This window comes from Thermomonospora umbrina, assembly GCF_003386555.1.
Taxonomy (GTDB): domain Bacteria; phylum Actinomycetota; class Actinomycetes; order Streptosporangiales; family Streptosporangiaceae; genus Thermomonospora; species Thermomonospora umbrina.
The window spans coordinates 2,857,157-2,879,253 of the sequence record NZ_QTTT01000001.1; the positions used below are offsets into that span (position 1 = coordinate 2,857,157).

The window sequence follows — 22,097 nt, forward strand, 5'->3', positions numbered from 1 at the left end:
TCAGTGGAGTTGTTCGCCCTCCTCTCGGCGGCCCCGCCAGAGGCCCAGCTCCCGTTCGGCACGGCGGATGCGCAGCGGCCCGCACCCGGCCGCCAGCGTGTGCAGGGAAGGGGCGGCGGCATAGCGGGTGGCCATCCAGGGCTCCGGCGCGTCGGGGTCGGCGTCCACCACGGCGGCGGTGAACGCCCCGCTCACCCGACGCGCCGCCGCCACCTCACGGGCGAACCGGCGACGGAACGCGGCGTCGTCCGCCAGGACCGACCGGATCGTCTTGATCGCCACCAGCACGCCCGAACCCGAACGCCCGAGACGGACCCGCCCCATGCCGCCGAAGCCGATCAGCGAGACGATCTCGAACGGCCCCACCCGCCTGGGGTCGTCGGGCCGCGACTCCGCCCGCGCGCCGGACCGGTCGTCCACCGGTCGACCTCCGCTCTCCATCCGTCCACCGATCGGACGTCGACTCCGGACCTCCGGCCGGACCTCGATCGACATCCTCGCCGAGCCTCGGGAGATCATCTGCGCCCCATGACCCAATTCGCCGAGAAGACCGCGATGCGGGTCGTCCTCGCGCGTCGCGGCCCGACCGACCGGCGAACGGGATCGTGTCGCACCCGGCGGCCGGCCCCCGACATCCCGACGATCACCCCATAACCACTCGCCAGGTCACGGAACGACCTCGGTAGACTCGACGCCGGTACGCCCGGGCCGGTCACGTACGGCGATCGGCGGGGCGGGCCGGCAAGACGACCCCGATCCGAGGAGCGCCCACCCGTGGCTCTTGTCGTGCAGAAGTACGGTGGCTCCTCCGTCGCGGACGCCGAAGGCGTCAAGCGGGTCGCCCAGCGCATCGTCGCGACGAAGAAGGCGGGCAACGACGTGGTCGTCGTGGTCTCCGCCATGGGCGACACTACGGACGAGCTGATCGACCTGGCCGAGCAGGTCAGCCCGCTGCCCCCGGGGCGCGAGCTGGACATGCTGCTGACGGCCGGGGAGCGGATCTCGATGGCGCTGCTGGCGATGGCGATCGCCACGCTGGGCCACGAGGCACGGTCGTTCACCGGCTCCCAGGCCGGTGTGATCACCGACGGCTCCCACGGCAAAGCCCGGATCATCGACGTGACACCGGGCCGGATCCGGGGGGCGCTCGACGAGGGCGCCATCGCGATCGTCGCCGGCTTCCAGGGCGTCTCCCAGGACTCCAAGGACATCACCACGCTCGGCCGCGGCGGCTCCGACACCACGGCCGTCGCGCTCGCCGCCGCCCTGGAGGCGGACGTCTGCGAGATCTACAGTGATGTGGACGGCGTGTTCACCGCCGACCCCCGGATCGTGCCGACCGCCCGCCGCATCCCCGCCATCTCGTACGAGGAGATGCTGGAGATGGCGGCCTGCGGCGCCAAGATCCTGCACCTGCGCTGCGTGGAGTACGCGCGCCGCTACAACATCCCGATCCATGTGCGGTCCTCGTTCAGTCAACGACCCGGAACGTGGATCTCCGACAGCAGCGAGGGAAGTGAGATGGAGCAGGCGATCATCTCCGGCGTCGCGCACGACCGCAGCGAGGCCAAGGTCACCGTGGTGGGCGTGCCCGACAAGGTCGGTGAGGCGGCCACGATCTTCTCGGTGCTCTCCGACGCCGGGATCAACCTGGACATGATCGTCCAGAACGTGTCGGCGGCGGCCACCGGCCGCACCGACATCTCGTTCACGCTGCCGGCCACCGACGGGCAGACCGCGCTGACCGCGCTGAACAAGATCAAGGAGCGGATCGGCTTCGAGTCGCTGCGCTACGACGACCGGATCGGCAAGATCTCGCTGATCGGCGCCGGGATGCGCTCGCACCCCGGGGTCACCGCCAAGTTCTTCGCCGCCATCGCCGAGGCCGGCGTCAACATCGAGATGATCTCCACCTCGGAGATCCGGATCTCGATCATCGTGGCCCAGGACGACGTGGAGGGCGCGGTCAACGCCGCGCACCGCGCGTTCGAGCTGGACGCCGAGCAGGTCGAGGCGGTCGTGTACGGAGGTACCGGACGATGAGCACCCGTAAGCCCACCCTGGCGGTCGTCGGCGCGACCGGCGCCGTCGGCACCGTGATGCTGGACCTGCTCTCCACCCGCGAGGACGTGTACGGCGAGATCCGCCTGGTCGCCTCGCCCCGTTCGGCGGGCAAGAAGCTGTCCGTGCGCGGCGAGGAGGTCGAGGTCGTCGCGCTGGCCCCCGAGGTCTTCGACGGCGTGGACATCGCCATGTTCGACACCCCGGACGAGATCTCCGCCCAGTGGGCGCCGGTGGCCGTGTCCCGTGGCGCGGTCGCGGTCGACAACTCGGGCGCGTTCCGGATGGACTCCGACGTGCCGCTGGTCGTTCCGGAGGTGAACGCCGAGGCCGCGTTGAACCGGCCGCGCGGGATCATCGCCAACCCCAACTGCACCACCCTGTCGATGATCGTCGCGATGGGCGCCCTGCACCGCCAGTACGGCCTGCGCGAGCTGGTCGTGGCGTCGTACCAGGCCGCGTCCGGGGCCGGCCAGTCCGGCATCGACACCCTGTACGACCAGTTGGAGAAGGTCGGCGGCAACCGGGGCGTCGGCGAGCGCGCCGGCGATGTCCGCAGCCTGGTGGGCGACGACCTCGGACCGTTCCCGGCGCCGCTGGCGATGAACGTGGTGCCGTGGGCGGGCTCCCTCAAGGACGACGGCTGGACGTCGGAGGAGCTCAAGGTCCGCAACGAGTCCCGCAAGATCCTGGGGCTGCCCGACCTGCGGGTGAACGCCACCTGCGTGCGGGTGCCCGTCGTGACCACGCACTCTTTGGCGGTCCACGCCGTCTTCGACCGTGTGGTCGACCAGCGGGAGGCGCAGGCCGTTCTGGCGGGCTCCCCGGGTGTGGTCCTGGTGGACGACCCGGAGGCCCGCGAGTTCCCGACGCCGGCCGACGTGGTGGGCACCGACCCGACGTGGGTGGGTCGGGTGCGCCGTTCGCTGGACGACCCGAAGGGGTTGGACCTGTTCCTGTGCGGCGACAACCTGCGCAAGGGCGCCGCCCTGAACACCGCGCAGATCGCCGAGCTGGTGGCGGCCGAGCTGACCGCCTGACGCGTTCTCGAACGGCCCTGGGCGCTGTCCGCGCCCGGGGCCGTTCGTCATGGTGTCGGCGCCGGGGCGGGTCGCCCGAGCGCCGGACGCCGAAGGGCCCCGGCTCGGTGCCGAGGGCCCTCCCGATCCGCGTTCCGGTGGTCACCTCACGTGGTGGGCGCTCACCGTCGAATGGATCGCCCGGCCGCCTTCTTGGCCTTCTTCGCCTTGGGCGCGACCTGCCCGGCCTGCCCGGCCTGCGGAGCCGCCGCCTGCGGTGCGATGACCTGCGGCTCCACGGTCGGTGCGGCGGGCTCGGCGGGGGCCTGCGGCACGATCGTGGTGGCGGCGCCCTGCGAGGCGTCCTCTGGCGCGACCTGCGGGCTCTGGTGCCCCTGCGACAGCCCGAGCTGCTCGGAGACCGAGGGCTGGTACGGGCCGATCAACTGAGGAGTCGCGGCGGCGTGGTCGGGTGCCTGGAGATGCTCGGGCCCCATGGACGGCTGCGACGGCGCGGCGTACTGACCGGCACCCGCCTGCTGACCATGAGCCCCGTACTGGTCGGGCCCGGCGTACTGGCCGGGGCCGATGGGCTGCTGCTGGCCTTGGTACTCCTCGGGACCGGCCGGCTGCTGCGGGCCGCCGTACTGGTCGGGTGACGCCGGCTGGTAGGGGCCCTGGTAGCCCATCGGACCGGCCTGCTCGTGCGGGCCCTGGTAGCCCATCGGACCGGCCTGCTCCTGGGGGCCCTGGTACTGCTCCGGCCCTGCGGGGCCCTGGGGGCCCATGGGCTCGTGCGGGCCGCTCTGCTCGTGGGGCGCTTCGAACTGCTCCGGGCCACCCTGCTCTTGGGGGCCCTGGTACTGCTCCGGGCCGCCCTGGGCCTGGTACTGCTCCGGACCGGCGGGGCCCTGGGGACCCGCGTGTTCCTGCGGACCACCCGGCTGTTCCGGGCCCTGGTACTGCTCCGGGCCACTCTGCTCCTGCGGACCCTGGAACTGCTCAGGACCACCCTGCTCCTGCGGGCCCATCGGCTCATGCGGCCCGCCCTGTTCCTGGGGGCCTTGGAACTGCTCGGGCCCTGCCGGACCCTGCGGGCCCATGGGCTCATGGGGGCCCTGGAACTGTTCCGGCCCACCCTGCTCTTGCGGACCCTGATACTCGTGGGGGCCGCCCGGCTCCTGGGGGCCCTGGTACTGCTCGGGGCCCGCCTGCTCTTGGGGGCCGGCGGGCTCCTGGGGTGCGGTGGGCGCTTGCGGGCGCAGGAAGTCCAACAGGCCGAAGAGCTCCTGGGGACCGGACGTCTCGCCCGGGCCCACGGGCTCCTGCGGGGTCGACGGGCGGGCGGTCTGGTTCGGTGCCTGCGGTGGCAGGGACAACGACAGTGGTGCCTGGTGAGGTGCGAGTGGTGGTGGCACCGCAGGGCCGGCGGTGGTCGCCTGAGCCGCCAACGATGTGGTGATCAGTACGCTGCCGACGACGGCTGAACACAGGCCGGCCGCGAGCGTACGTTGCATGGCCTTCATTGCGTGATCTCCCCTGGACGGCCGGCGGGCCCCCGTCGTTCGGGACGCCCCTACAGCCGCTCGTCACCCTCAGTTAATGACTCGCAACGCATTGCAGTAAACTGTGACCGTTCAGAAAGACTGACCTTCCCCCGCAGCGTGAACACACTTAGCCCCGAGGCCAGGGTCGACGGCCATCGACGTCGGAAATGCCCCGTTGCGCCGGATTCGGCGGCGGTGGTTGCGTCTCCCGAGGTCAAAGGTTCCCGATATTCCGATCCACGGACGGGCCCGTACGAAGCGTTCACTGGGCGGACGAATGACCAGAGTCCGGCCGGGAGGTACGGAGTGACGTTCGAGGAGTTTCTCGCCGCGCGGCTGCCGGCGCTGCTGCGGTTCGCCACCGCGCTCAGCGGTGATCCGCACCGCGCGGAGGACGTGGTGCAGGAGGTCCTCGTCCGCGCGGAACGCCGGTGGCGGCGGATCATCCGCATGCAGGCGCCCGAGGCGTACCTCAAGCGCATGATCACCAACGAGTACCTGTCATGGCGCCGACGCCGGTCGTCGGCGGAGGTGCCGATGGCGGACGGCACGCTGACGGCGGCCGGTGAGGCGCAGGCCGACTCGACCGAGCCCCACGCCGACCGGGACGCCCTGTGGTCGTTGATCACCGCGCTGCCGCCCAGACGACGCGCGGCGCTGGTGCTGCGCTTCTACGAGGAGCTCTCGTATGCGGAGATCGGCGACGTCCTCGGCTGTTCGGAGGCCACCGCGCGATCCCACGTGTCGCTCGCGCTCGCGGCACTGCGCGGGGACCTCGCCGGACGGTCTCGGGGTCTGGCGTCCGTACCGAAGCGGGATCCGAGGGAGGCATGATGATCGACGAGGATGACATCCGGGCGACCCTGCGCCGCGGCGCCGAGCGCACGCCGGATCCGGACCGGGTCCGTACCGTGCTGGAGGGCAGGATCCGCAGCTCCCGGCGCAGGCGCCGGAGCGCCGCCGGGGCCGTGCTGGCGGCGGCGGCCGTGGCACTGCCGATGGCGGTGCCGAGCCTGCTGCCGGACGACGAACGCCCCGACCGCGTGGCCAGCGGCGTGCCGGTGAAGGGGATGATCGGCCCGTCCTGGCTGCCCCCGGGCTTCCACGAGGTCCGGCGAGAACACTCATCGGCGCGCGGGGACGTCCTGCGATTCAGAATTTGGTCGACCGGGTCGACGTCGCGTGACCCGGAGCCGAGGACGTACATCTCGATGACCGCCAACGACTACAAGTCGCTGCCGAAGGGCCTCGGCACGCCTATCGCACCCGACAAGCCTTCCAAGCCCGGCCCCGGCATATGGATCGGGTCCGCGGACATCAACGGCAGCAAGGCAATGGTCCTGCGCAGACCCGACCGTTGCACCGTCTCCTGGGTCGCCCCGGATCTGCGGCACCGCCACGTCAACGCCGTCAGGACGAAGGATCGGTGCGGGATCGCATTGCGCGTCGCACGTTCGCTCACCGGTGACCCGTCGGCCACCGTCACCGACACGATCCGGGTCGCCGGGAAACCCGATGACCGTTTCCGGATACATCGGACGGAGGAGAAGACCGGCTCGGGCTGTGTGGCGAGTGTCGATTTCAACGCCGAAAACTCCCTGCTCCTTTATATCGGCCCCAGCCGTCCCGTCGACGAGGGTGGGCACGGATCGGTGGTACGCCCGAGGGTCGAGCATCCTGCCGACAGGATCGAGTATGAACCGGGAGGCCTCCCGCAGGGCGGTGCTCCACTCAGGGTCGGCGGTCGTCCCGCCCGGTATTACGAATCCTTCAGGGAGATCCGCTCCCAGAGGGTCTTGGTCGGCCAGAAGGTCGTCATCGACCTGGGCGGGCGTCGTCTCATCGTGACCAAGCGCCATTGGGCGAGGCCAGAGGCCAAGCAGCCGCTCATCCAGTTCGCCGGGAAGGTCGGTGTGGGGAGCCCGCCCACCTGTTCCTGGTAAGGCGGCGAACCCGGAGATTCCACGGCAATTTTCGGCTTTCCGACCTTCACCCGGCCGAATTCCGCCCGGTTGGAGTCCCCAGACACGGGAAAATGACTGCAAGTAATCGTCAGAATGCAGCGTGTCGTTGTCGGCCTCATCGTCCGGGCCGGCCGGTGGAGGGGAAGGCCATGCATAAACGACGTGAAGTCCTGCGCGCCGGCGCGACGGTCACCGCCGGTGGCCTGGCCGCCGGCCTCCCGGGAACGGGGACCTCCGAGGCTGCGCCCGTTCCCGCCCAAACGGCCGGGCCCGAAGCGTCCGCATGGAACGACCTGCGCAGCCATCTGAGCCCGGCGGCGCGCCTGTGCCGTCCGGGCGACCAGGCGTACGTGAGGCTCGCGCGGCCGTGGAACCTCCGCTACACGCATCGCCGCCCGGCGGCGATCCTCACCTGCGCCACGTCCAAGGACGTGCAGTCCGCCGTGCGTTGGGCGCGCACGCACGGCGTACCGCTCGTCCCACGCTCGGGCGGGCACAACTACGCGGGCCACTCGACCACCTCGGGTCTGCTGCTCAACCTGCGCGGCATCAACCAGGTGGTGCCCCACGGCGATCGGCTGTGGGTCGGCGGCGGCGCGACCAACTCCGACGTGTACCAGGCCGGCACCGCCCGTACCGGCCTGTACTTCCCCGGCGGACGCTGTGCCGGCGTCGGCGTCGCCGGGTTGACCCTCGGCGGCGGCCTCGGTTTCAACGACCGCAAGTGGGGCCTGACCTGCGACCGGCTGGTGGCGACGGAGGTCGTTCTCGCGGACGGCACGCTGGTGCGGGCCGGTGAACGGGAGAACGCGGACCTGTTCTGGGCGTGCCGTGGCGGGGCGGGCGGCAACTTCGGCGTCAACGTCGGCTTCCTGTACGACGCCGTGCACGTCGCCCGCCAGGTCGCCACGACGTTCGACCTGACCTTCGCGCTGCGGCAGGGGGTGACCGTGATGGGACTCGTTCAGGAGATCCTCCAGCGGGACACCACCGGCGACCTCGACCTGCGCGTCACCTTCGTCAACCACGGCAACGGGCCCGGCGACTGCCGCGTCCTGGTCTTGGGGCAGTACCTCGGCGACGAGTCGGCGCTGCGCTATCTGATCGCCCCGCTGCTGGCCCTGGGCCCGGCCCGGGAGGTCCTCCGGCAGAGCGATTTCTGGACGGCACAACACCGCCTCGCCATGTTCGGCGAACAGGAGGCGCTGGCCACCAAGTCCCTGGTCCCCGACCACTGGCTCGGCCCCGAGACCGTCGCCGCCGTCATGGACTGGATCCGCCGCTGGCAGCCCGGCGTCAGGGGCAACGTCACACACGTCACCCTGTTCGCCATGGGGGGCCGAACGGCCGAGGTGGACCCGCACGAGACCGCGTTCCCGCACCGGAACGCGACGTTCGTCATCGACGTGGGGGCGGTGTGGAAGGCGGGTTCGTCCCGTGAGGTCGTCCAGCGCCTCCTCGACCAGATCACCACGATCCACCGACGACTCAGCCGCGACCTGGAGACGACGGCGGCCTACGTCAACTTTCCCGATCCGGACCTGGTCGACTGGCAGACGGCGTACTACGGGGCGAACTACGCCCGGCTCCTCAGGGTCAAGCGCCGCTACGACGGCGACAACGTCTTCACCTACCGCCAGGCCATCGGCTCCACGCTCTGACCTCATCACCGCGAAACGCCGAGCACCCGCCGCCACCAACCCCGCCGCGCCCGATGCCGCCCTACCGACCTCACGCTTCCCGCCGCACCCGACCGCTCAGCGGCGGCTTCCTCCGGCCCCGGCGCACCGTTCGGCTGCCTCCGGGCTTGCACCACGGATTCCACTGCTCCGGGCCGCTCACCCCGTCGACCGACAGCGGCCTCCTTCGCCCTAGGCCCACGGCTCGCCACGGTTCCCGCTGCACCCGGCCGCTCACCCCGTCGACCGACGACGACCTCCTCCGCTCTGGGCCCACGATTCACGTGTCTCTGTGCCCGCACCACGATCTCCGCCGCACCCGGCCGCTCGCACCCTGGACCGGCGGCGGCCCCCTCTAGCCCCGGCGGACCATTCGACGGTTCGAGTCGCGCGGGAACGGCTCCGGAGGTCGCGACGGCACGCTGGACCGGAACGCCCGCGCCGTTCACGAAACCTGCGGACGTCCGAGCCGAGGCCGGACGCAGGAAGTTCGCTCGGTAGAACTCCTCCAGCAGACGTTCCAACTCGGCCGGAGACGCCGCCTCGAGCGGCTGGTCCAGCCCGGCGGCGTCACGGACCATGGCCCACCAGTTTCCGGTGGTCTCCCCCAGCCACACCACCGCCTGCGGAAACCGCCCGGTCAGCATGCCCGCCACCTGCTCGGGACGCGGCGGCGCCCACGGCATCACGCCCATCATCGCGCCGCTCCTTGGGCGAGCCTCGCCTTGACCCCCACGACGGCGTCCGTGACGCGGTCGGCGGGCGCGAGCGGCTCCCCGTCAGCGGTGAAGAACCACAGGTCCCCGCCATCGTCGGTCCGCCGCCGACAGGTGATCAGGCCGCTCTCGGCGGACGTACCGGGATCGCGAACGAGCAGCCCGCGCCCGTTCAGCTCCACGTCCAGGCGATGCGCCTTGAGATGAGCGGCGAGCGCGGCCAACCGCGCCTCCGGCACCCTACGATCGTGCATGGGTCAGCGCCTCTCGCTGATCAAGGCCCCGGGCGCACGGTGTGCCAGCACCTGCCCGGGGCCGTCCAATGTCTCCGGGGCCGTGCGGCGGCCCGCCCGCCCCTGTGGGCGAACGCAGGACGAGACCGCCGCACGGCGTGCGATCCCCGCCGCCCACTCCCCTGAGGCGCCCCGAGGACCACTACGAATACGGTGCCGGCTGTCGCGCTGCGTAATGTTCCAAGGTGGAACAATCCAGCCTTGCGCCCGAACGGCCCGGCGCGCTAAGGGACGGTGCGCTGACGTGCGCTGACGTGCGCTGACGTGCGCTGACGTGCGCTGACGTGCGCTGACGTGCGCTGACGTGCGCTGACGTGCGCTGACGTGCGCTGACGTGCGCTGACGTGCGCTGACGTGCGCTGACGTGCGCTGACGTGCGCTGACGTGCGCTGACGTGCGCTGACGTGCGCCGACGTGCGCCGACGTGCGCCGACGTGCGCCGACGTGCGCTGACGTGCGCCGACGCGGCGAGGTGAGGTGAGGTGAGGTGACGATCACCGGCCGGGCTGCGGCTGGTTGCGGAGAACTCGGGCCCTAGAGGCCCATGCGCGTGTGGAGTTTGCGGAGCGGTTCCGGCAACGTCCGACGTACGTCCACCAGGTGCGCGGTCACCGTTCGGGCGCTGGGGTGGAAGTGCGTCATCTGCGGCGCCGTGCGCTCCGCGCTCAGCAGCCGTTCGAGGGCACGGTCGTGATCGCCGGTCTCCGTGTGAACGCGGGCCATGTCGATCGCGTGATGCGCCCGTCGTTCAGGGACCAGGGTCGCCAGCGTCCGTTCGGTGACCTGGCGGTCGCGGCGGGCGGCCTCCTCCAGGTCGCCGAGTTCCACCGCGACGGCCGCGCCGTGGATCGCCACATTGCCCGGGACGAAGCCCGTCGTGACTCCGTGTCTGTCGCCCGGCGCCCAGCCGCCCTCGTCCTGGGTCTGGACGGCCTCGCCGTAGTGGTCCCAGGCGCTGGTGTCGTCCCCGGAACGGGCGGCGACGATGGCCGCGCGCAGGTGGGCCGTGCCGAGGATCTCGGCCGCGTCCTCCCGTTCGGGGTCCACGTCGCGGGTCACCTTGTGCAGCAGGGCCAGGGCGGGCCGCCACTGGGCCACGGCGAGCAGGAGCAGCGAACGGCGTAGCGCGACGAGCAGCGACAGATGCGGATCCTGCGCCCGTCGGGCGGCTCGTTCGGCCCGTTCCAGACAGCCGTCGGCGAGGTCGTGGTAGCCGAGCTTGCGACTGAGGTCGGCCGCCGCCTCGTGCGCGGTGAACAGGAGCGCCCACACACGCGGGTCGTCGCCGTCGTGCGCGTACCAGGCCAGTTCCTCCAGGAGCGCGGGCAGCCGCATCCCGATATGCGCGTGCCGCGAGGCCATTTGAAGCCGCCGTATCGTCGCGAGCTCGGCGGCCAGCACATTGAGCGAACGGCTCGGCACCGCCGACTCGGGCGGAACATCCGTGAACACCAACGCCCGTCGGATCTCGGGGATGGAGCCCTGAACGTCATCGTCGCTCCGACCGTGGAACGGCTGACCGTACAACTGCGAGGTGTCGACGCCGAGGGTGGCCGCCACCGCAGCGACAAAGGCGGGGGTCGCCAGCTTGTGACCCGCCTCGACCTGGGCGATGTGCGAACGCGAGTAATTCGCGCGCTGCGCCAGACCGAGCTGCGTCATCCCCCGCCGTTTACGCACACGGGCGATGCGGACACCGACGCTCTCAGGTGCACGTTCGACAGCCATGGGGAGTGGCCCTTCATCCGACCGTTCGCGCCTCCCACACTACGGAGCGATCGCCGATTCCGGCCCCGTTCCATGGTGGTTCCCGGTGTCGGGTCGGGTGGTGGGGGAACGGAGGTGGGCGGCGCACCGTGTTGGGCGGGTCGCGTTGCGAGATCGCGAGGGTGGGCGGACGTCATGGCGACGAGTTGGGCCTTCATCTACGGGCAGCCGGGGGCCGATCCGACGGCGGATCGGTTCGTCATCGAGCGGGCCGGGCAGCGGACCACGTTGGTGCCCGTGGCCGACGAGGGGCAGGCGGCCCAAGTGGCTGTGGAGTTGGTGGAGGAGGGCGTGGAGCTGATCGAGTTGTGCGGAGGGTTCACCGCCGTCGAGGCGGCCAGGGTGATCGAGGCCGTGGACGGGCGGGTGCCGGTGGGACATGTGGCCTACGCGTCGGAGTCCTTGGAGGGAGCCGCCACCTACAAGGCCAAGTTCGCCGAGTAGGCGCCGGCCCCGTAAGCAGGGCGTACGGGCCGGGGCAGCCACGCGGGGCGTGCTCGCCGCTTATTGTGGCTGTGTGACCGAGACCAGGCCGGCGAAGTCGGAGCAGACGCGCGCGCTGATCGTGCAGACGGCGCTGCGGCTGTTCCGGGAGCGCGGGTACGAGGCGACCACCATGCGGGGGATCGCCAAGGAGGCCGGGGTCTCGGTCGGGAACGCCTACTACTACTTCGGCTCGAAGGAAGAGCTGATCCAGGCGTACTACGACGAGCTGCAGGACGACCACCTCGCCGCCTGCCGAGCCGTCCTCGAACGCGAACGGGACTTCGCCCCCCGGCTGTTGGGGGTCCTCAAGGCGCGGGTCGACACGATGGTGCCGTACCACCAGTTCGCGGGGAAGTTCTTCAAGTTCGCCGCCGAGCCCGACAGCCCGCTCAACCCGTTCAGCGCCGAGTCCGGGCCGGCCCGTGCGGCGGCCATCGCCATCTACCGCGAGGTCGTGGACGGCTCGACCCTGAGGATCGACCAGGACTTCCGCGAGGAGCTGCCCGAGCTGCTGTGGCTCTACTCGATGGGCCTCGTCCTGTACTGGGTCCACGACAGCTCCCCCGGCTGCCGCAAGACGTACCTGCTCATCGAACGAACGGTCCCGCTCGTCAACAAGATGGTGACGATGTCCAGGCTGCCGGGCTTCAAATCCGTCACCCGCGAGCTGGTCAACGTCATCCGCGACGTCCGCGCCTGAACCCGTACGCCATCGGCGACCCGGGTCAACGGCATCCGCATCAGAGCCCGTACGGCGACCGCGAGCCGTGCCACGGGTACCCGCGTCTGAACCCGTACGGGGTGCACGAGCCGCCGACGTCATCCGCGTCAAACCGTGCGGCGTCCGCGAGCCGGAGCTACGGCGTCCGCATCAGAGCCCGAGCGACGACCGCGAGCAGGATCAACGGCATCCGCGCCTGGACCCGTACGGCGTCCGCGAGCCGGCGACGGCATTCGCGTCTGAACCCGTACGACGACCGCTAGCCGGCGACGGCATCCGCGTCTGAGTCCGTACGACCGCGAGCCGGCCAACGGCATCCGCGTCAGAGTCCGCGCGACGACCGCGAGCCGGCCGCCGGCACCCGCATCAGGGCCCGGACTACGAGCACGAACAGGATCAACGGCATCCGCGCCAGAACCCGTACGACGTCCACGAGCCGGCGGCGGTATCCGTCGGGTGTTCGGTGGGCGGAGCGGCGGGCTCAGGCGAGTAGGGCGCGGGCGGCGGGGACGACCTCGCGGGACCAGCGCAGGAGCTGCGTCTCGTCGGTGGTCTCCGGCCAGTACACGAACGTGTCGAAGCCCGTCTCGGTGGCGAGGCCGGCGATGACCTTCGCCCACTCGTCCGCCGTGGTGCGGATGGGCTCCTCGCCCTGGAGGCGCGGCGCGGTCGCCGGGCCGGTCGTGACCTCGCCGACGAGCTGCGCCATCCGGAGGACGGCCCCGGGGTCGCGCCCCGCCTCGACCGCCGCGCGCGAAATGGTGTCCTGGGCCTCGCGCCACTTCTCGTACGGCAGGTAGTGCGGGATCGGCGCGGCCCAACCGTCGGCGAGGCGGCCGGTGAGCGCGTTGGCGCGGGGGCCGACGCTGCCGACCCAGATGCCGACCCGATGCGCGGGGGCCGGCCCGGCGTGCACGCCGTTCACCGTGTAGTGGTCGCCGTGGACCTTGACGCTCTCCCCCGGACGCCACATGGCCCGGATGATCTCGATGCCCTCCTCCAACGCCGCGAGGGCCTCGGCGGGCCTCTTGGCGGGGACCCCCATGGCGGTGATCGCCTGCCAGAACCCGCCCGAGCCGATGCCGAGCTCGAACCGCCCGTCGCTGAGCAGGTCCAACGCCGACGCGGCCTTGCCCAACATGGCGGGCCCGCGCAGCGGCAGACTCGCCACGTCGGGGAACACCCGCAGTCTCCGCGTCTCCGCCAGCAGAACGCCCATCACACTGAACGCGTCGGCGTGCGCGGCGGCGTACGGATGATCCTGCACGCCCAACAGGTCGAGTCCCTCGTCATCGGCGAGCCGAGCGAGCCTGCGAACCCCCGGCAGATCATCGGCGACCGGGGCGACCTGAATCCCGAAACGTGGCGTCATACGATCATCCTGCCCCGCCCCTCACCGGACCTCGACCCCGCCCCGCCCGAAACTCCAGGCCGACCAGAGCCCTCCACCCGCCCCGCTCAGCAGGTCCTGGGCCGACCGCCCGGCCACACCGTCAACGCGATGCAGGCGGCCCACCCCACAACGACCGCCCGACGCGCGGCGAAAGTTCGCCCCGGCGCGACGAGCCTCCGTCCCGCAGCAGGAGACCGGTTCCCGGAACGACCATCCATCCGCGACAGATGGTTGCCCCCACGCGATGACCGCCCCAACGCTGGGTGAGCGTTCGCCCCCGCGCAACGAGGCTCCGACCGGAGACAGAAGACGACCCCGCAATGACCAGCCACCCACGACAGATGGTTGCCCCCACGCGATGACCGCCCCAACGCGGGATGAAAGTTCGCCGCCGCGCAACGAGGCTCTCGACCCGAGACAGAAGACGACCCCGCAGTGACGCCGTTCACCTCAGCAGATGGTCGCCACCAGCGGGCAGACCTCGTCGTGCCCGCCACGCTCGTTCCGCAATGACCGTTCACCCGCCACAGATGATCGCCCACGCGATGGCCCCGGCCACCCCGTCAACGCCACCCGGTGCAGGACGCCGATCCCACAACAACCGTCCAACGCGCGGCGGATACTCGTTTTCGCGCGATGAGTCCCCCGGAGACACCCCGCAGGGACGTTCACCCGCAGCAGGCGCGGCCACATGACGCCCGGCTCGGACGGAGGCGACTCCATGATGACCGTTGGGCCGCCGATGGTGGGAGGTCAGCCCATGGAGACCACGGTGTGGATGGACGCGGGACGGTCGAGGAGGGTGAGCATGCAGTCGGCGACGTCGGCGCGGGAGACGCGGAAGCCGCCGAGGACGTTGCGGTTGGTGCGGGTGCGGTAGCGGCCGGTGCGGGGGCCGTCGGTGAGGCGGGGCGGGCGGACGATGGTCCAGTCGAGCGTGTCGGCGCGTACGGCGGTCTCCATGCGGCGCATGTCGTCGAACGCGTTCTTCAGGGCGCGGCCGAGGATGGGCTTCACGAGCCAGCGGGTGAACGGGTCGTCGCCCGGGCCAGAGTAGGCGCCGCTCGCGCTGACGACCAGGAGGCGTGACACGCCCGAGGCGTGCATGGCCTCCATGGCGGACCTCGCCCCGTGCTCGCACACGTCGGTGGGGGCGTTCCCGCGGATGCCCAGCGCGGACAGCACCGCGTCGCGGCCGGTCACCGCAGGCTCCAGGGCCGCGGCGGTGAGCTCGCGGGCGACGGCGATCTCCAGGCCGGGTGTGGGCTCGACGTCCAGTCGGGACGGGTCGCGGACGACCGCCGTGACGCTGTGGCCGCGTTCCAGGGCCTGGCGGACGAGGTGGGTACCGGTACCTCCGGTGGCACCCAGGATTGTGATCTTCATGCCGACCCTCCAAGGTGGGTGAGTACTCACTCACCCTAGAATAGGCGGCGCTCGTCCCACCACCAGGAGGCCCCCGTGGTCAGCACCCGCGAACGCATCCTCGACGCGGCGGCCGAGGTCATGCACGCCAGAGGGCTGGCGCACACCACCACCAAGGAGATCGCCAAGGCCGCCGGCTGCTCCGAGGCCGCGCTCTACAAGCACTTCCGGGACAAGTCCGAGATCTTCGTCCGGGTGCTGCGCGAGCGGCTGCCCCACTTCTCGCCCGTCCCGTACGCCGCCGGGACCGGCACCGTGCGCGGCAACCTCCGCGAGATCGCCCGAACGGCCCTGGAGTTCTATCGGGCGTCCTTCCCCATCGCGGTCTCGATCTTCTCTGAGCCCCTCCTGCTGGAGGCCCACCGCGCCTCCCTCCGCCGCCACGGCAGCGGCCCCGAGGGACCCATCCTCTCCGTGGCCGACTACCTGCGCGCCGAACGCGACCTCGGCCGCATCGCCGCCGGCACCGACCCCGACGCCACCGCCGCCCTCCTGGTCGGAGCCTGCTTCCAACACGCCTTCCTCGAGCACTTCCACGGGAACGCGGGCGGAGCCGACCTCGACACCCTCGCCGACTCCCTCACCACCGCCCTCCTCACCCAACCGCTCCCCACGGCCGAGGAGAACGATCCAACACCCTCAAGAGGCCGCTAACGGCGACGCTTCTCGCGTCGTCCACCACGCCACGTCGAGTTCCTCGGTCAGGCCCACGAATCGCCCATGCGGTCACAGCAGGTGACAGGCGTTCCCCACCTCACCCAGACCCGCCATCCAACCCACGGATCGGCCTGCGTGAGAGGCCCACGTATGTGGAAGCCCGTACGCAGTGGGCAACCGGTGCACACGGTTCGGGCGGCCAGGGGCTAGGGGTCGGGAGGCTGTGGAAATGTGCTTGTCCCTCGTTGCGGGACGGCTTACCGTGCCGAAGTGGATCTCTTCTCACGCTCGTGGACGGCGCTGCGCACGGCGGTCGGCGAACTGACCGACCAGGACATGGAACGGCCGTCCGGCTGTGCCGGCTGGCTGGTGCGGGACCTGGTGTGCCACCTGATCATCGATGCGCAGGACGTTCTGATCACGCTGGTCACGCCCGCCGACGGGGAACCGACCGTGGACGCGACCACCTACTGGGAACTGGTCGAGCCCCCGACCGGGGACGACCCGCTCGACGCGCTGATCCCCCGGCTGGCCGCCGCGTACGGCGAGCCGAGGTTGCTCAAGTTCCACTTCGACGACGTCGGGTCCGCCGCCGGTCGCGCCGCCGAGCTCGCGGATCCGGAGGTTCGCGTCAGCACCCGCGATGAGGTGCTGACCGTCGGCGACTACCTGTCCGCGTACGTCATGGAGTGGACGTTGCACCACCTCGACCTGATCGCGCATCTGCCCTCCGCCGCCGAGCCGCCGGCCGAGACCCTCGCCGCCGCCCGGGGGTCGCTGGAGAAGATCGCCGGAGCACCGTTCCCCGTCTCGTTCTCCGACAAGGACACGCTCTTGGTCGGGACCGGCCGCCGCCGACCGACCGACGCCGAAGTGACGGCACTGGGCGAACTGGCCGCGAGGATCCCCTTCGTACTCGGCTGACATTTCCGGGCCCGAGCGAGGCGGAGACGAGCGAACGCCAGGTGGCTCGCGGCGCTCGGTCCGCCTCCCGGACGGCCTTGGTGAACGAGCCGCTGGAGTGCCGGCATGCCGGACCCGGGTCGGCGTGGTGGCGGGTTAGAGGAGGTCGAGGTGGCGGCGGGCGAAGGTGATTTCGGCGTCCATCTGCTTGATGCGTTCCTCGATGACGAGGGAGCCGTGGCCGGCGTCGTAGCGGTAGACGTCGTGGGGTTTGTCCAGCTCGGTGAGGCGCTTGAGGTAGTTGTCGATCTGGCGGATGGGGCAGCGGGGGTCGTTCTCCCCGGCGAGGATCAGGACGGGGGCCTGGACCCGGTCGGCGTAGGTGAGGGGTGACGAGGCGCGGTAGCGGTCGGGGACCTCGTCGGGGGAGCCGCCGAAGAGGGCGCGGTCGAACGCCTTGAGGCCCTCCATCTCGTCCTCGTAGGCGGCGAAGTAGTCGGCGACGGGGACGGCGGCGACGCCGACGGTCCAGTCGGCGGGCTGGGTGCCCAGGCCGAGGAGGGTGAGGAAGCCGCCCCAGGAGCCGCCGGTCAGCACCAGGCGGGCGGGGTCGGCGAGGCCGGTGGCGACGGCCCAGTCGCGGACGGCCTTGATGTCCTCCAGCTCGGTGAGGCCGACGCGGTGCTCGATGGCGTCGCGCCAGGCGGAGCCGTAGCCGGTGGAGCCCCGGTAGTTGACCCGGACGACGGCGAAGCCGTGGTCGACCCAGGCGGCGGCGACGGGCGAGAAGGAGTCGTCGTCCTGCGCGGTGGGCCCGCCGTGCACGTCGAAGACCGTGGGGAACGGACCCTCGCCGACCGGGGGCCTGCTGATCAGGGCGTGGATGCGGCCGCCCGGACCGTCGACCCAGGCGTCCTCGACGGGCACGGAGGGCGGGGCGGGCGGGCCGTCGGGGGTCAGGACGACCGTGCCGGAGGTGGACTTGATCACCGGGGGCTCGGCGGCGCTCGTCCAGGAGAACTCGACGGTGCCGTCGGGGCGGGCGGTGGCTCCGCCGATCACCCCGCGCGGGGTGTCGACGCGATGCAGCGTGCCGGCGGCGAGGTCGTACCGGTAGAGCTCGTCGCGGGCCTCGTACGAGTGGGACAGCAGCAGCGCGGAGGCGTCGGGGAACCAGTCGGCGTCGACCTCGCCGGGCAGGTCGACGACGATCTCGTGCTCGGTGCCGGCGACCGGGTCCCACAGGAGCAGCTCGGGGCGGCCGCGCCGCTCGTGGTTGACCAGGAGGCGCGGGTCGCCGGCGACGGGGGCGAAGCCCGCCCCGTAGACGCCCTTGCCCTCGCCGTCCCACAGGTCGGCGACGGTGGAGCCGTCGGGGCGGACCACGCGCAGCGCCATGTGGCGGCTGTCGCCGTGCTCGCTGTGGCCGATGGCGATGAGGGTCTCGTCCCGGCTCAGCCCGGAGACATGGGCGTCCTCGGCGTGGTGGTAGAGGACCTCGGGGGCCGCGCCGGGCCGGTGCAGATGGATGGTGGTGCCGTCGTCGGTGCTGCGGCCGATCACGGACAGGCCGCTGGAGCCCCGGGCGAGCCCCGACGGATAGGACGGCTCCAGACCGGGGACGGCGGGCTCGTCGGGCCCACCGCCGAAGGGCTGGCGCATCCACACGCCGAACTCGTCGCCGTCGGTGTCGGCGAACCACCAGATCCACTCGCCGGTGGGGTCGACGCCGCCCATCCAGGTGCCGTTCGGCCGGTCGGTGACCTGCCGGCGCGCCCCGGTCTCTCGGTCCCAGGCGTAGAGCTCCCAGGTGCCGGTGACGTTCGACCGGTACAGCGAGCGGTGCGGTGCGTCCTTGGCCCAGCCGGGCAGGCTCACCCGGGCCGCGCGGAACCGGGCCTTCCAGCGTTCGTCGTCCACCATGCGCCCCAGTATCTCCGACGACCGAGGATGACCGACCCGGCCGGCACAGATGTGGATAACCGTCCAGCGAAGGCAGGTCGGACGAGCGGTCCCGGAGACGCGTCAGCCGGTGGGTTCGGGCACGGCGGAGCCGTCCGAGGTCTCCCACGAGGGGTCCGGAGGTGTGGCGGGGATGCCGCTGGTGTCGGCGGGGTTGAGATGGCGGTGGACGGCCCGTGCCACACGTTCGATGGTGCGGATCCCGTAGGACATCGACGGGGTGTCCTGGGTGAGGACGACGATCGTGTAATCGCGGTCGCCTCCCCGGAAGGCACCGATGCTGTGGACCCGCCAGTAGCGGCCGTGGCGGGGCAGCCATCCGTTCTTGAGATGCATGCGCGAACCCTTGGGAGCCCCCGCCGGAACGCCCCAGCGCTGGGAGGACACCACCTCGGACATCAGCTTCAGCGCGTACGCCCGGGATGTGTCGTTCAGGAGCCCGTTCCGGTGGGTGAGCACGCGCAGCAGGCGGATCTCGTCGCGGGCGGTGATCTGGGTGAGGCCCCAGTAGCCGCCCTTCCCCAGCCTGGTCTGCGTCATGGCGGCGCGGTCGAGGAAGCGCTGCAGCCGGGTCCGGCCCAGCGAGCGCCACAATTGCGAGGTGGCGTCGTTGTCCGAGCGGGTGATCATGGCGCGGGCGAGCGACCGTTCCCGGGAGGTGAGGGAGCGGCGGCGGTCCATGGCGCGGCGGAGCAACACGCCGAGCACGGTGACCTTGACGACGCTCGCCGAGTCGTAGCGGCGACCGCCCCGTACCCAGCAGGTGAGCCCTCGGCGGTGGTCGTACACGCCGACGGCCTCGGTGCCGGTGCGCGCGGACAGGGCGGACGTGATGGCATGGCCCAGACGGCGCGCGACGACCGGGTGGCGTCGCGAGGCGCAGGGTTGGGAAGCGGCGTCGTCGGTGCCGGGCGCGGCGGCGTGGGCGGGTGTCCAGGGAGCCACGAGGGCCAGGGAGAGCGCGATGGCGGCGAGGGCGGGGCGCATGTCGGTCACGGTAGTGATCTCGCCCCGGCCAGATCCGTCGAATCCCCGGGAATCGCACGTCATCCACAGGCTGTGGACAAAGAATGCCCAGCCAATGATCCACAACCTGTGGACAACCGTCCCCGAAGGGAACCCGACGTCCGACCTCGGGTGATCGGCGGTGAAGTGTCACGTTCCGGACACCGGATCCGCGTCACGCGGTCACCGGCCGCTGGGTTACGCTCGGCGCGTTCGGCGGGGCTCCCCCGGATCATGGAGAAAGGCAGCTCATGCTGAAGGCACGTGTCGCCGCCCTGACGGTGACCTTGGCGCTGGCCGGTGGGACGCTCACCGCCTGTTCCGAGGACCGCTGGTGCGAACAGGACGCCACCGACACCAAGGTGGCGGACCGGTTCTGCGAGCAGGGCGTCCCCGGGTACGAGTGGGAGCCCGACGGCGACGGCAAGAAGAAAAAGAAGAAGCGCAAGAAGTCCCTGGGCGTCGTGACCCCGGACACCCGCGCGACCGCCTGACCGCCTGACCGCCGGGACCACGACCCCGCCCGATCAGCCGGGATTGACCTCAACCGTCCTTGAGGTCGCATTCTGGTACCCGTAACCGATGATGTGAGCGAGGCGGGGTGCCCGATGGACATGCAGATGACCGCGTGGATGTCACTGCGCAGTCAGGTGAACGCCAAGGACGGGAACCACCCGTTCTCCCGGCGGACGTTGCGGCGGATCGGCGAGTTCGCCCGGCCGCATCGCAGGAGGCTGGTGGCGTTCCTGACGTTCAGCACGGTGATCGCGGTGCTGGCGGTGGCCACGCCGGTGCTGGCCGGGCAGGTCGTCAACGCCATCGTGGACGGCGACGAGACGAGCGTCGTGGTCACCCTGGCCGCGGTGATCGCCGGGCTGGCGATCGCCGAGGCCGCGTTCGGGCTGCTGGCCCGGTGGCTGTCCGCGCGGATCGGTGAGCGCCTGATCCTCGACCTGCGCACCGCCGTGTACGACCACGTCCAGCGGATGCCGATCGCCTTCTTCACCCGGACCCGGACGGGCGCGCTGGTCAGCCGGCTCAACAACGACGTGATCGGCGCGCAGCGGGCGTTCAGCTCCACTTTGTCGGGGGTGGTCGGCAACCTGGTCACGTTGGCCCTGACCCTGGTGGTCATGATCAGCCTGTCCTGGCAGATCACCCTGCTGGCGTTGTTGCTGCTGCCGGTGTTCGTGCTGCCCGCCCGGCGGATGGGCGCGCGGCTGGCGCGGCTGGAACGCGAGGCCGCCGACCACAACGCGGCCATGGGCACCCAGATGACCGAGCGGTTCTCCGCGCCGGGCGCCACGCTGGTGAAGCTGTTCGGCCGGCCCGCCCGCGAGTCCGCCGAGTTCGCCGAACGGGCCCGGCGGGTCAGCGACATCGGGGTGCGCACCGCCATGGTGCAGACCGTGTTCATCACCGCGCTGACGCTGGTGTCGGCGCTGGCGTTGGCCGTCGTGTACGGGCTGGGCGGCTTCTACTCGCTGCGCGGGCAGCTCGACGCGGGTGCGGTGGTGGCGCTGGCGCTGCTGCTGACCCGGCTGTACGCGCCGCTGACCGCGCTGGCCAGCGCCCGGGTCGAGGTGATGAGCGCGCTGGTGAGCTTCGAGCGGGTCTTCGAGGTGCTGGACCTGGAGCCGCTGATCGCCGAACGGCCCGACGCCCGGCCCGTTCCCGAGGGGCCGGTCGCGGTGGAGTTCGACGCGGTGAAGTTCGCCTACCCGGCGGCGGACAAGATCTCGCTGGCGTCCCTGGAGGACGTCGGCGTGCTCGACTCGCGCGGCGGCGAGCAGGTGCTGCACGGGGTGTCCTTCCGCGCCGAGCCCGGCCAGATGGTGGCGCTGGTGGGCACCTCCGGGGCCGGGAAGTCGACGATCGCCCAGCTCCTGCCGCGCCTGTACGACGTGGACGAGGGCGCGGTGCGCCTGTCCGGCGTGGACGTGCGGGACCTGACGTTCGACTCGCTGCGGGAGACGGTCGGCATGGTGACCCAGGACGGGCACCTGTTCCACGAGAGCATCCGCGAGAACCTGCTGCTCGCCCGGCCGGAGGCCGGCGAGGACGAGCTGTGGGAGGTGCTCCGCCGGGCACGGCTGGAGGTGCTGATCAAGGGGCTGCCGGACGGGCTGGACACGGTGGTCGGCGAGCGCGGCTACCGGCTGTCGGGCGGGGAGCGGCAGCGGCTGACGATCGCCCGGCTGCTGCTGGCCCGCCCCCAGGTGGTGATCCTGGACGAGGCCACCGCGCACCTGGACTCCACCTCGGAGGCCGCGGTGCAGGAGGCGCTGGCCGAGGCCCTCGCGGGCCGGACCGCCATCGTGATCGCGCACCGGCTGTCGACCATCCGCGCGGCCGACCAGATCCTGGTCGTCGAGGCCGGCCGGGTGGTGGAGCGGGGCACCCACGCGGAGCTGATGGCCGCCGGGGGGCGTTACCAGGAGTTGCACGACACGCAGTTCGAGCAGTCGCCCTCGACGGCGGCGGCCTGACATCGTCACC

Annotated in this window: 19 protein-coding genes; 11 read left to right on the top strand and 8 right to left on the bottom strand. The window is 71.5% G+C overall.

Going from position 1 to position 22,097, the window contains the following annotated elements; translation table 11 throughout:
• On the bottom strand, positions 1 to 420 hold the full coding sequence (locus tag DFJ69_RS12685) for a protein kinase family protein (RefSeq protein WP_147312282.1): 420 nt from the start codon (positions 418 to 420) through the stop codon (positions 1 to 3).
• Between the two features lie 354 nt (positions 421 to 774).
• Between DFJ69_RS12685 and DFJ69_RS12690 the strand changes: the two genes are divergently transcribed.
• Together DFJ69_RS12690 and DFJ69_RS12695 are read left to right on the top strand one after the other, a co-directional pair.
• The gene (locus DFJ69_RS12690) at positions 775 to 2,043 is read left to right on the top strand and encodes an aspartate kinase (RefSeq protein WP_116022669.1); all 1,269 of its coding nucleotides are present in this window, start codon (positions 775 to 777) and stop codon (positions 2,041 to 2,043) included.
• Complete coding sequence (locus DFJ69_RS12695; RefSeq protein ID WP_116022670.1) at positions 2,040 to 3,101, top strand: aspartate-semialdehyde dehydrogenase; 1,062 nt, start codon at positions 2,040 to 2,042, stop codon at positions 3,099 to 3,101. The genes DFJ69_RS12690 and DFJ69_RS12695 overlap by 4 nt, the downstream gene beginning before the upstream one ends.
• Before the next feature lie 161 nt (positions 3,102 to 3,262).
• On the opposite strand, the gene DFJ69_RS33745 is transcribed toward DFJ69_RS12695, so the two are convergent.
• The gene (locus tag DFJ69_RS33745) at positions 3,263 to 4,399 is read right to left on the bottom strand and encodes a collagen-like domain-containing protein (protein ID WP_147312283.1); all 1,137 of its coding nucleotides are present in this window, start codon (positions 4,397 to 4,399) and stop codon (positions 3,263 to 3,265) included.
• Positions 4,400 to 4,933: 534 nt separating this feature from the next.
• Here DFJ69_RS33745 and DFJ69_RS12710 point away from each other — a divergent pair.
• From DFJ69_RS12710 to DFJ69_RS12720, 3 genes are all read left to right on the top strand, one after another.
• Positions 4,934 to 5,461, top strand: coding sequence for a SigE family RNA polymerase sigma factor (locus DFJ69_RS12710; RefSeq protein ID WP_116022673.1), 528 nt, complete (start codon positions 4,934 to 4,936; stop codon positions 5,459 to 5,461).
• Positions 5,462 to 5,595: 134 nt separating this feature from the next.
• A complete protein-coding gene (locus DFJ69_RS12715) occupies positions 5,596 to 6,570 on the top strand; it encodes a hypothetical protein (RefSeq protein WP_147312284.1) in 975 nt (324 codons plus the stop codon).
• A gap of 170 nt (positions 6,571 to 6,740) precedes the next feature.
• Positions 6,741 to 8,252 (top strand): FAD-binding oxidoreductase, encoded by a 1,512-nt coding sequence (locus DFJ69_RS12720; RefSeq protein WP_170177632.1) that lies wholly within the window; start codon positions 6,741 to 6,743, stop codon positions 8,250 to 8,252.
• A 712-nt stretch (positions 8,253 to 8,964) separates the two neighbouring features.
• Here DFJ69_RS12720 and DFJ69_RS12725 read toward each other — a convergent pair.
• Both DFJ69_RS12725 and DFJ69_RS12730 read right to left on the bottom strand, forming a co-directional pair.
• On the bottom strand, positions 8,965 to 9,240 hold the full coding sequence (locus tag DFJ69_RS12725; protein ID WP_147312285.1) for a hypothetical protein: 276 nt from the start codon (positions 9,238 to 9,240) through the stop codon (positions 8,965 to 8,967).
• A gap of 573 nt (positions 9,241 to 9,813) precedes the next feature.
• Entirely contained in the window at positions 9,814 to 11,007 is a 1,194-nt protein-coding gene (locus DFJ69_RS12730; RefSeq protein WP_116022677.1) for a helix-turn-helix domain-containing protein, read from the bottom strand.
• Positions 11,008 to 11,181: 174 nt separating this feature from the next.
• Here DFJ69_RS12730 and DFJ69_RS12735 point away from each other — a divergent pair, with 174 nt between their 5' ends.
• Both DFJ69_RS12735 and DFJ69_RS12740 read left to right on the top strand, forming a co-directional pair.
• A complete protein-coding gene (locus DFJ69_RS12735; RefSeq protein ID WP_116022678.1) occupies positions 11,182 to 11,490 on the top strand; it encodes a DUF6506 family protein in 309 nt (102 codons plus the stop codon).
• A 73-nt stretch (positions 11,491 to 11,563) separates the two neighbouring features.
• A complete protein-coding gene (locus DFJ69_RS12740) occupies positions 11,564 to 12,232 on the top strand; it encodes a TetR/AcrR family transcriptional regulator (protein ID WP_116022679.1) in 669 nt (222 codons plus the stop codon).
• Between the two features lie 502 nt (positions 12,233 to 12,734).
• On the opposite strand, the gene DFJ69_RS12745 is transcribed toward DFJ69_RS12740, so the two are convergent.
• Positions 12,735 to 13,625, bottom strand: a complete 891-nt coding sequence (locus DFJ69_RS12745; RefSeq protein WP_116022680.1) for an LLM class flavin-dependent oxidoreductase — start codon at positions 13,623 to 13,625, stop codon at positions 12,735 to 12,737.
• Positions 13,626 to 14,399: 774 nt separating this feature from the next.
• Positions 14,400 to 15,032, bottom strand: coding sequence for an NAD(P)-dependent oxidoreductase (locus DFJ69_RS12750; RefSeq protein WP_116022681.1), 633 nt, complete (start codon positions 15,030 to 15,032; stop codon positions 14,400 to 14,402).
• Between the two features lie 75 nt (positions 15,033 to 15,107).
• Here DFJ69_RS12750 and DFJ69_RS12755 point away from each other — a divergent pair, with 75 nt between their 5' ends.
• Together DFJ69_RS12755 and DFJ69_RS12760 are read left to right on the top strand one after the other, a co-directional pair.
• A complete protein-coding gene (locus tag DFJ69_RS12755; protein ID WP_211328606.1) occupies positions 15,108 to 15,725 on the top strand; it encodes a TetR/AcrR family transcriptional regulator in 618 nt (205 codons plus the stop codon).
• A 273-nt stretch (positions 15,726 to 15,998) separates the two neighbouring features.
• Positions 15,999 to 16,652 (top strand): maleylpyruvate isomerase N-terminal domain-containing protein, encoded by a 654-nt coding sequence (locus tag DFJ69_RS12760; protein ID WP_116022682.1) that lies wholly within the window; start codon positions 15,999 to 16,001, stop codon positions 16,650 to 16,652.
• Positions 16,653 to 16,787: 135 nt separating this feature from the next.
• Here the strand turns inward: DFJ69_RS12760 and DFJ69_RS12765 are convergent, their stop codons facing one another.
• Entirely contained in the window at positions 16,788 to 18,554 is a 1,767-nt protein-coding gene (locus DFJ69_RS12765; protein ID WP_116022683.1) for a S9 family peptidase, read from the bottom strand.
• Between the two features lie 102 nt (positions 18,555 to 18,656).
• A complete protein-coding gene (locus tag DFJ69_RS12770) occupies positions 18,657 to 19,580 on the bottom strand; it encodes a serine hydrolase (protein ID WP_116026594.1) in 924 nt (307 codons plus the stop codon).
• A gap of 269 nt (positions 19,581 to 19,849) precedes the next feature.
• Between DFJ69_RS12770 and DFJ69_RS12775 the strand changes: the two genes are divergently transcribed.
• Together DFJ69_RS12775 and DFJ69_RS12780 are read left to right on the top strand one after the other, a co-directional pair.
• Positions 19,850 to 20,092: a hypothetical protein gene (locus DFJ69_RS12775; RefSeq protein ID WP_116022684.1), complete on the top strand. Its 243-nt coding sequence runs from the start codon at positions 19,850 to 19,852 to the stop codon at positions 20,090 to 20,092.
• Positions 20,093 to 20,206: 114 nt separating this feature from the next.
• Positions 20,207 to 22,087 (top strand): ABC transporter ATP-binding protein, encoded by a 1,881-nt coding sequence (locus DFJ69_RS12780; RefSeq protein ID WP_116022685.1) that lies wholly within the window; start codon positions 20,207 to 20,209, stop codon positions 22,085 to 22,087.
• The last annotated feature ends 10 nt before the right edge of the window (positions 22,088 to 22,097 follow it).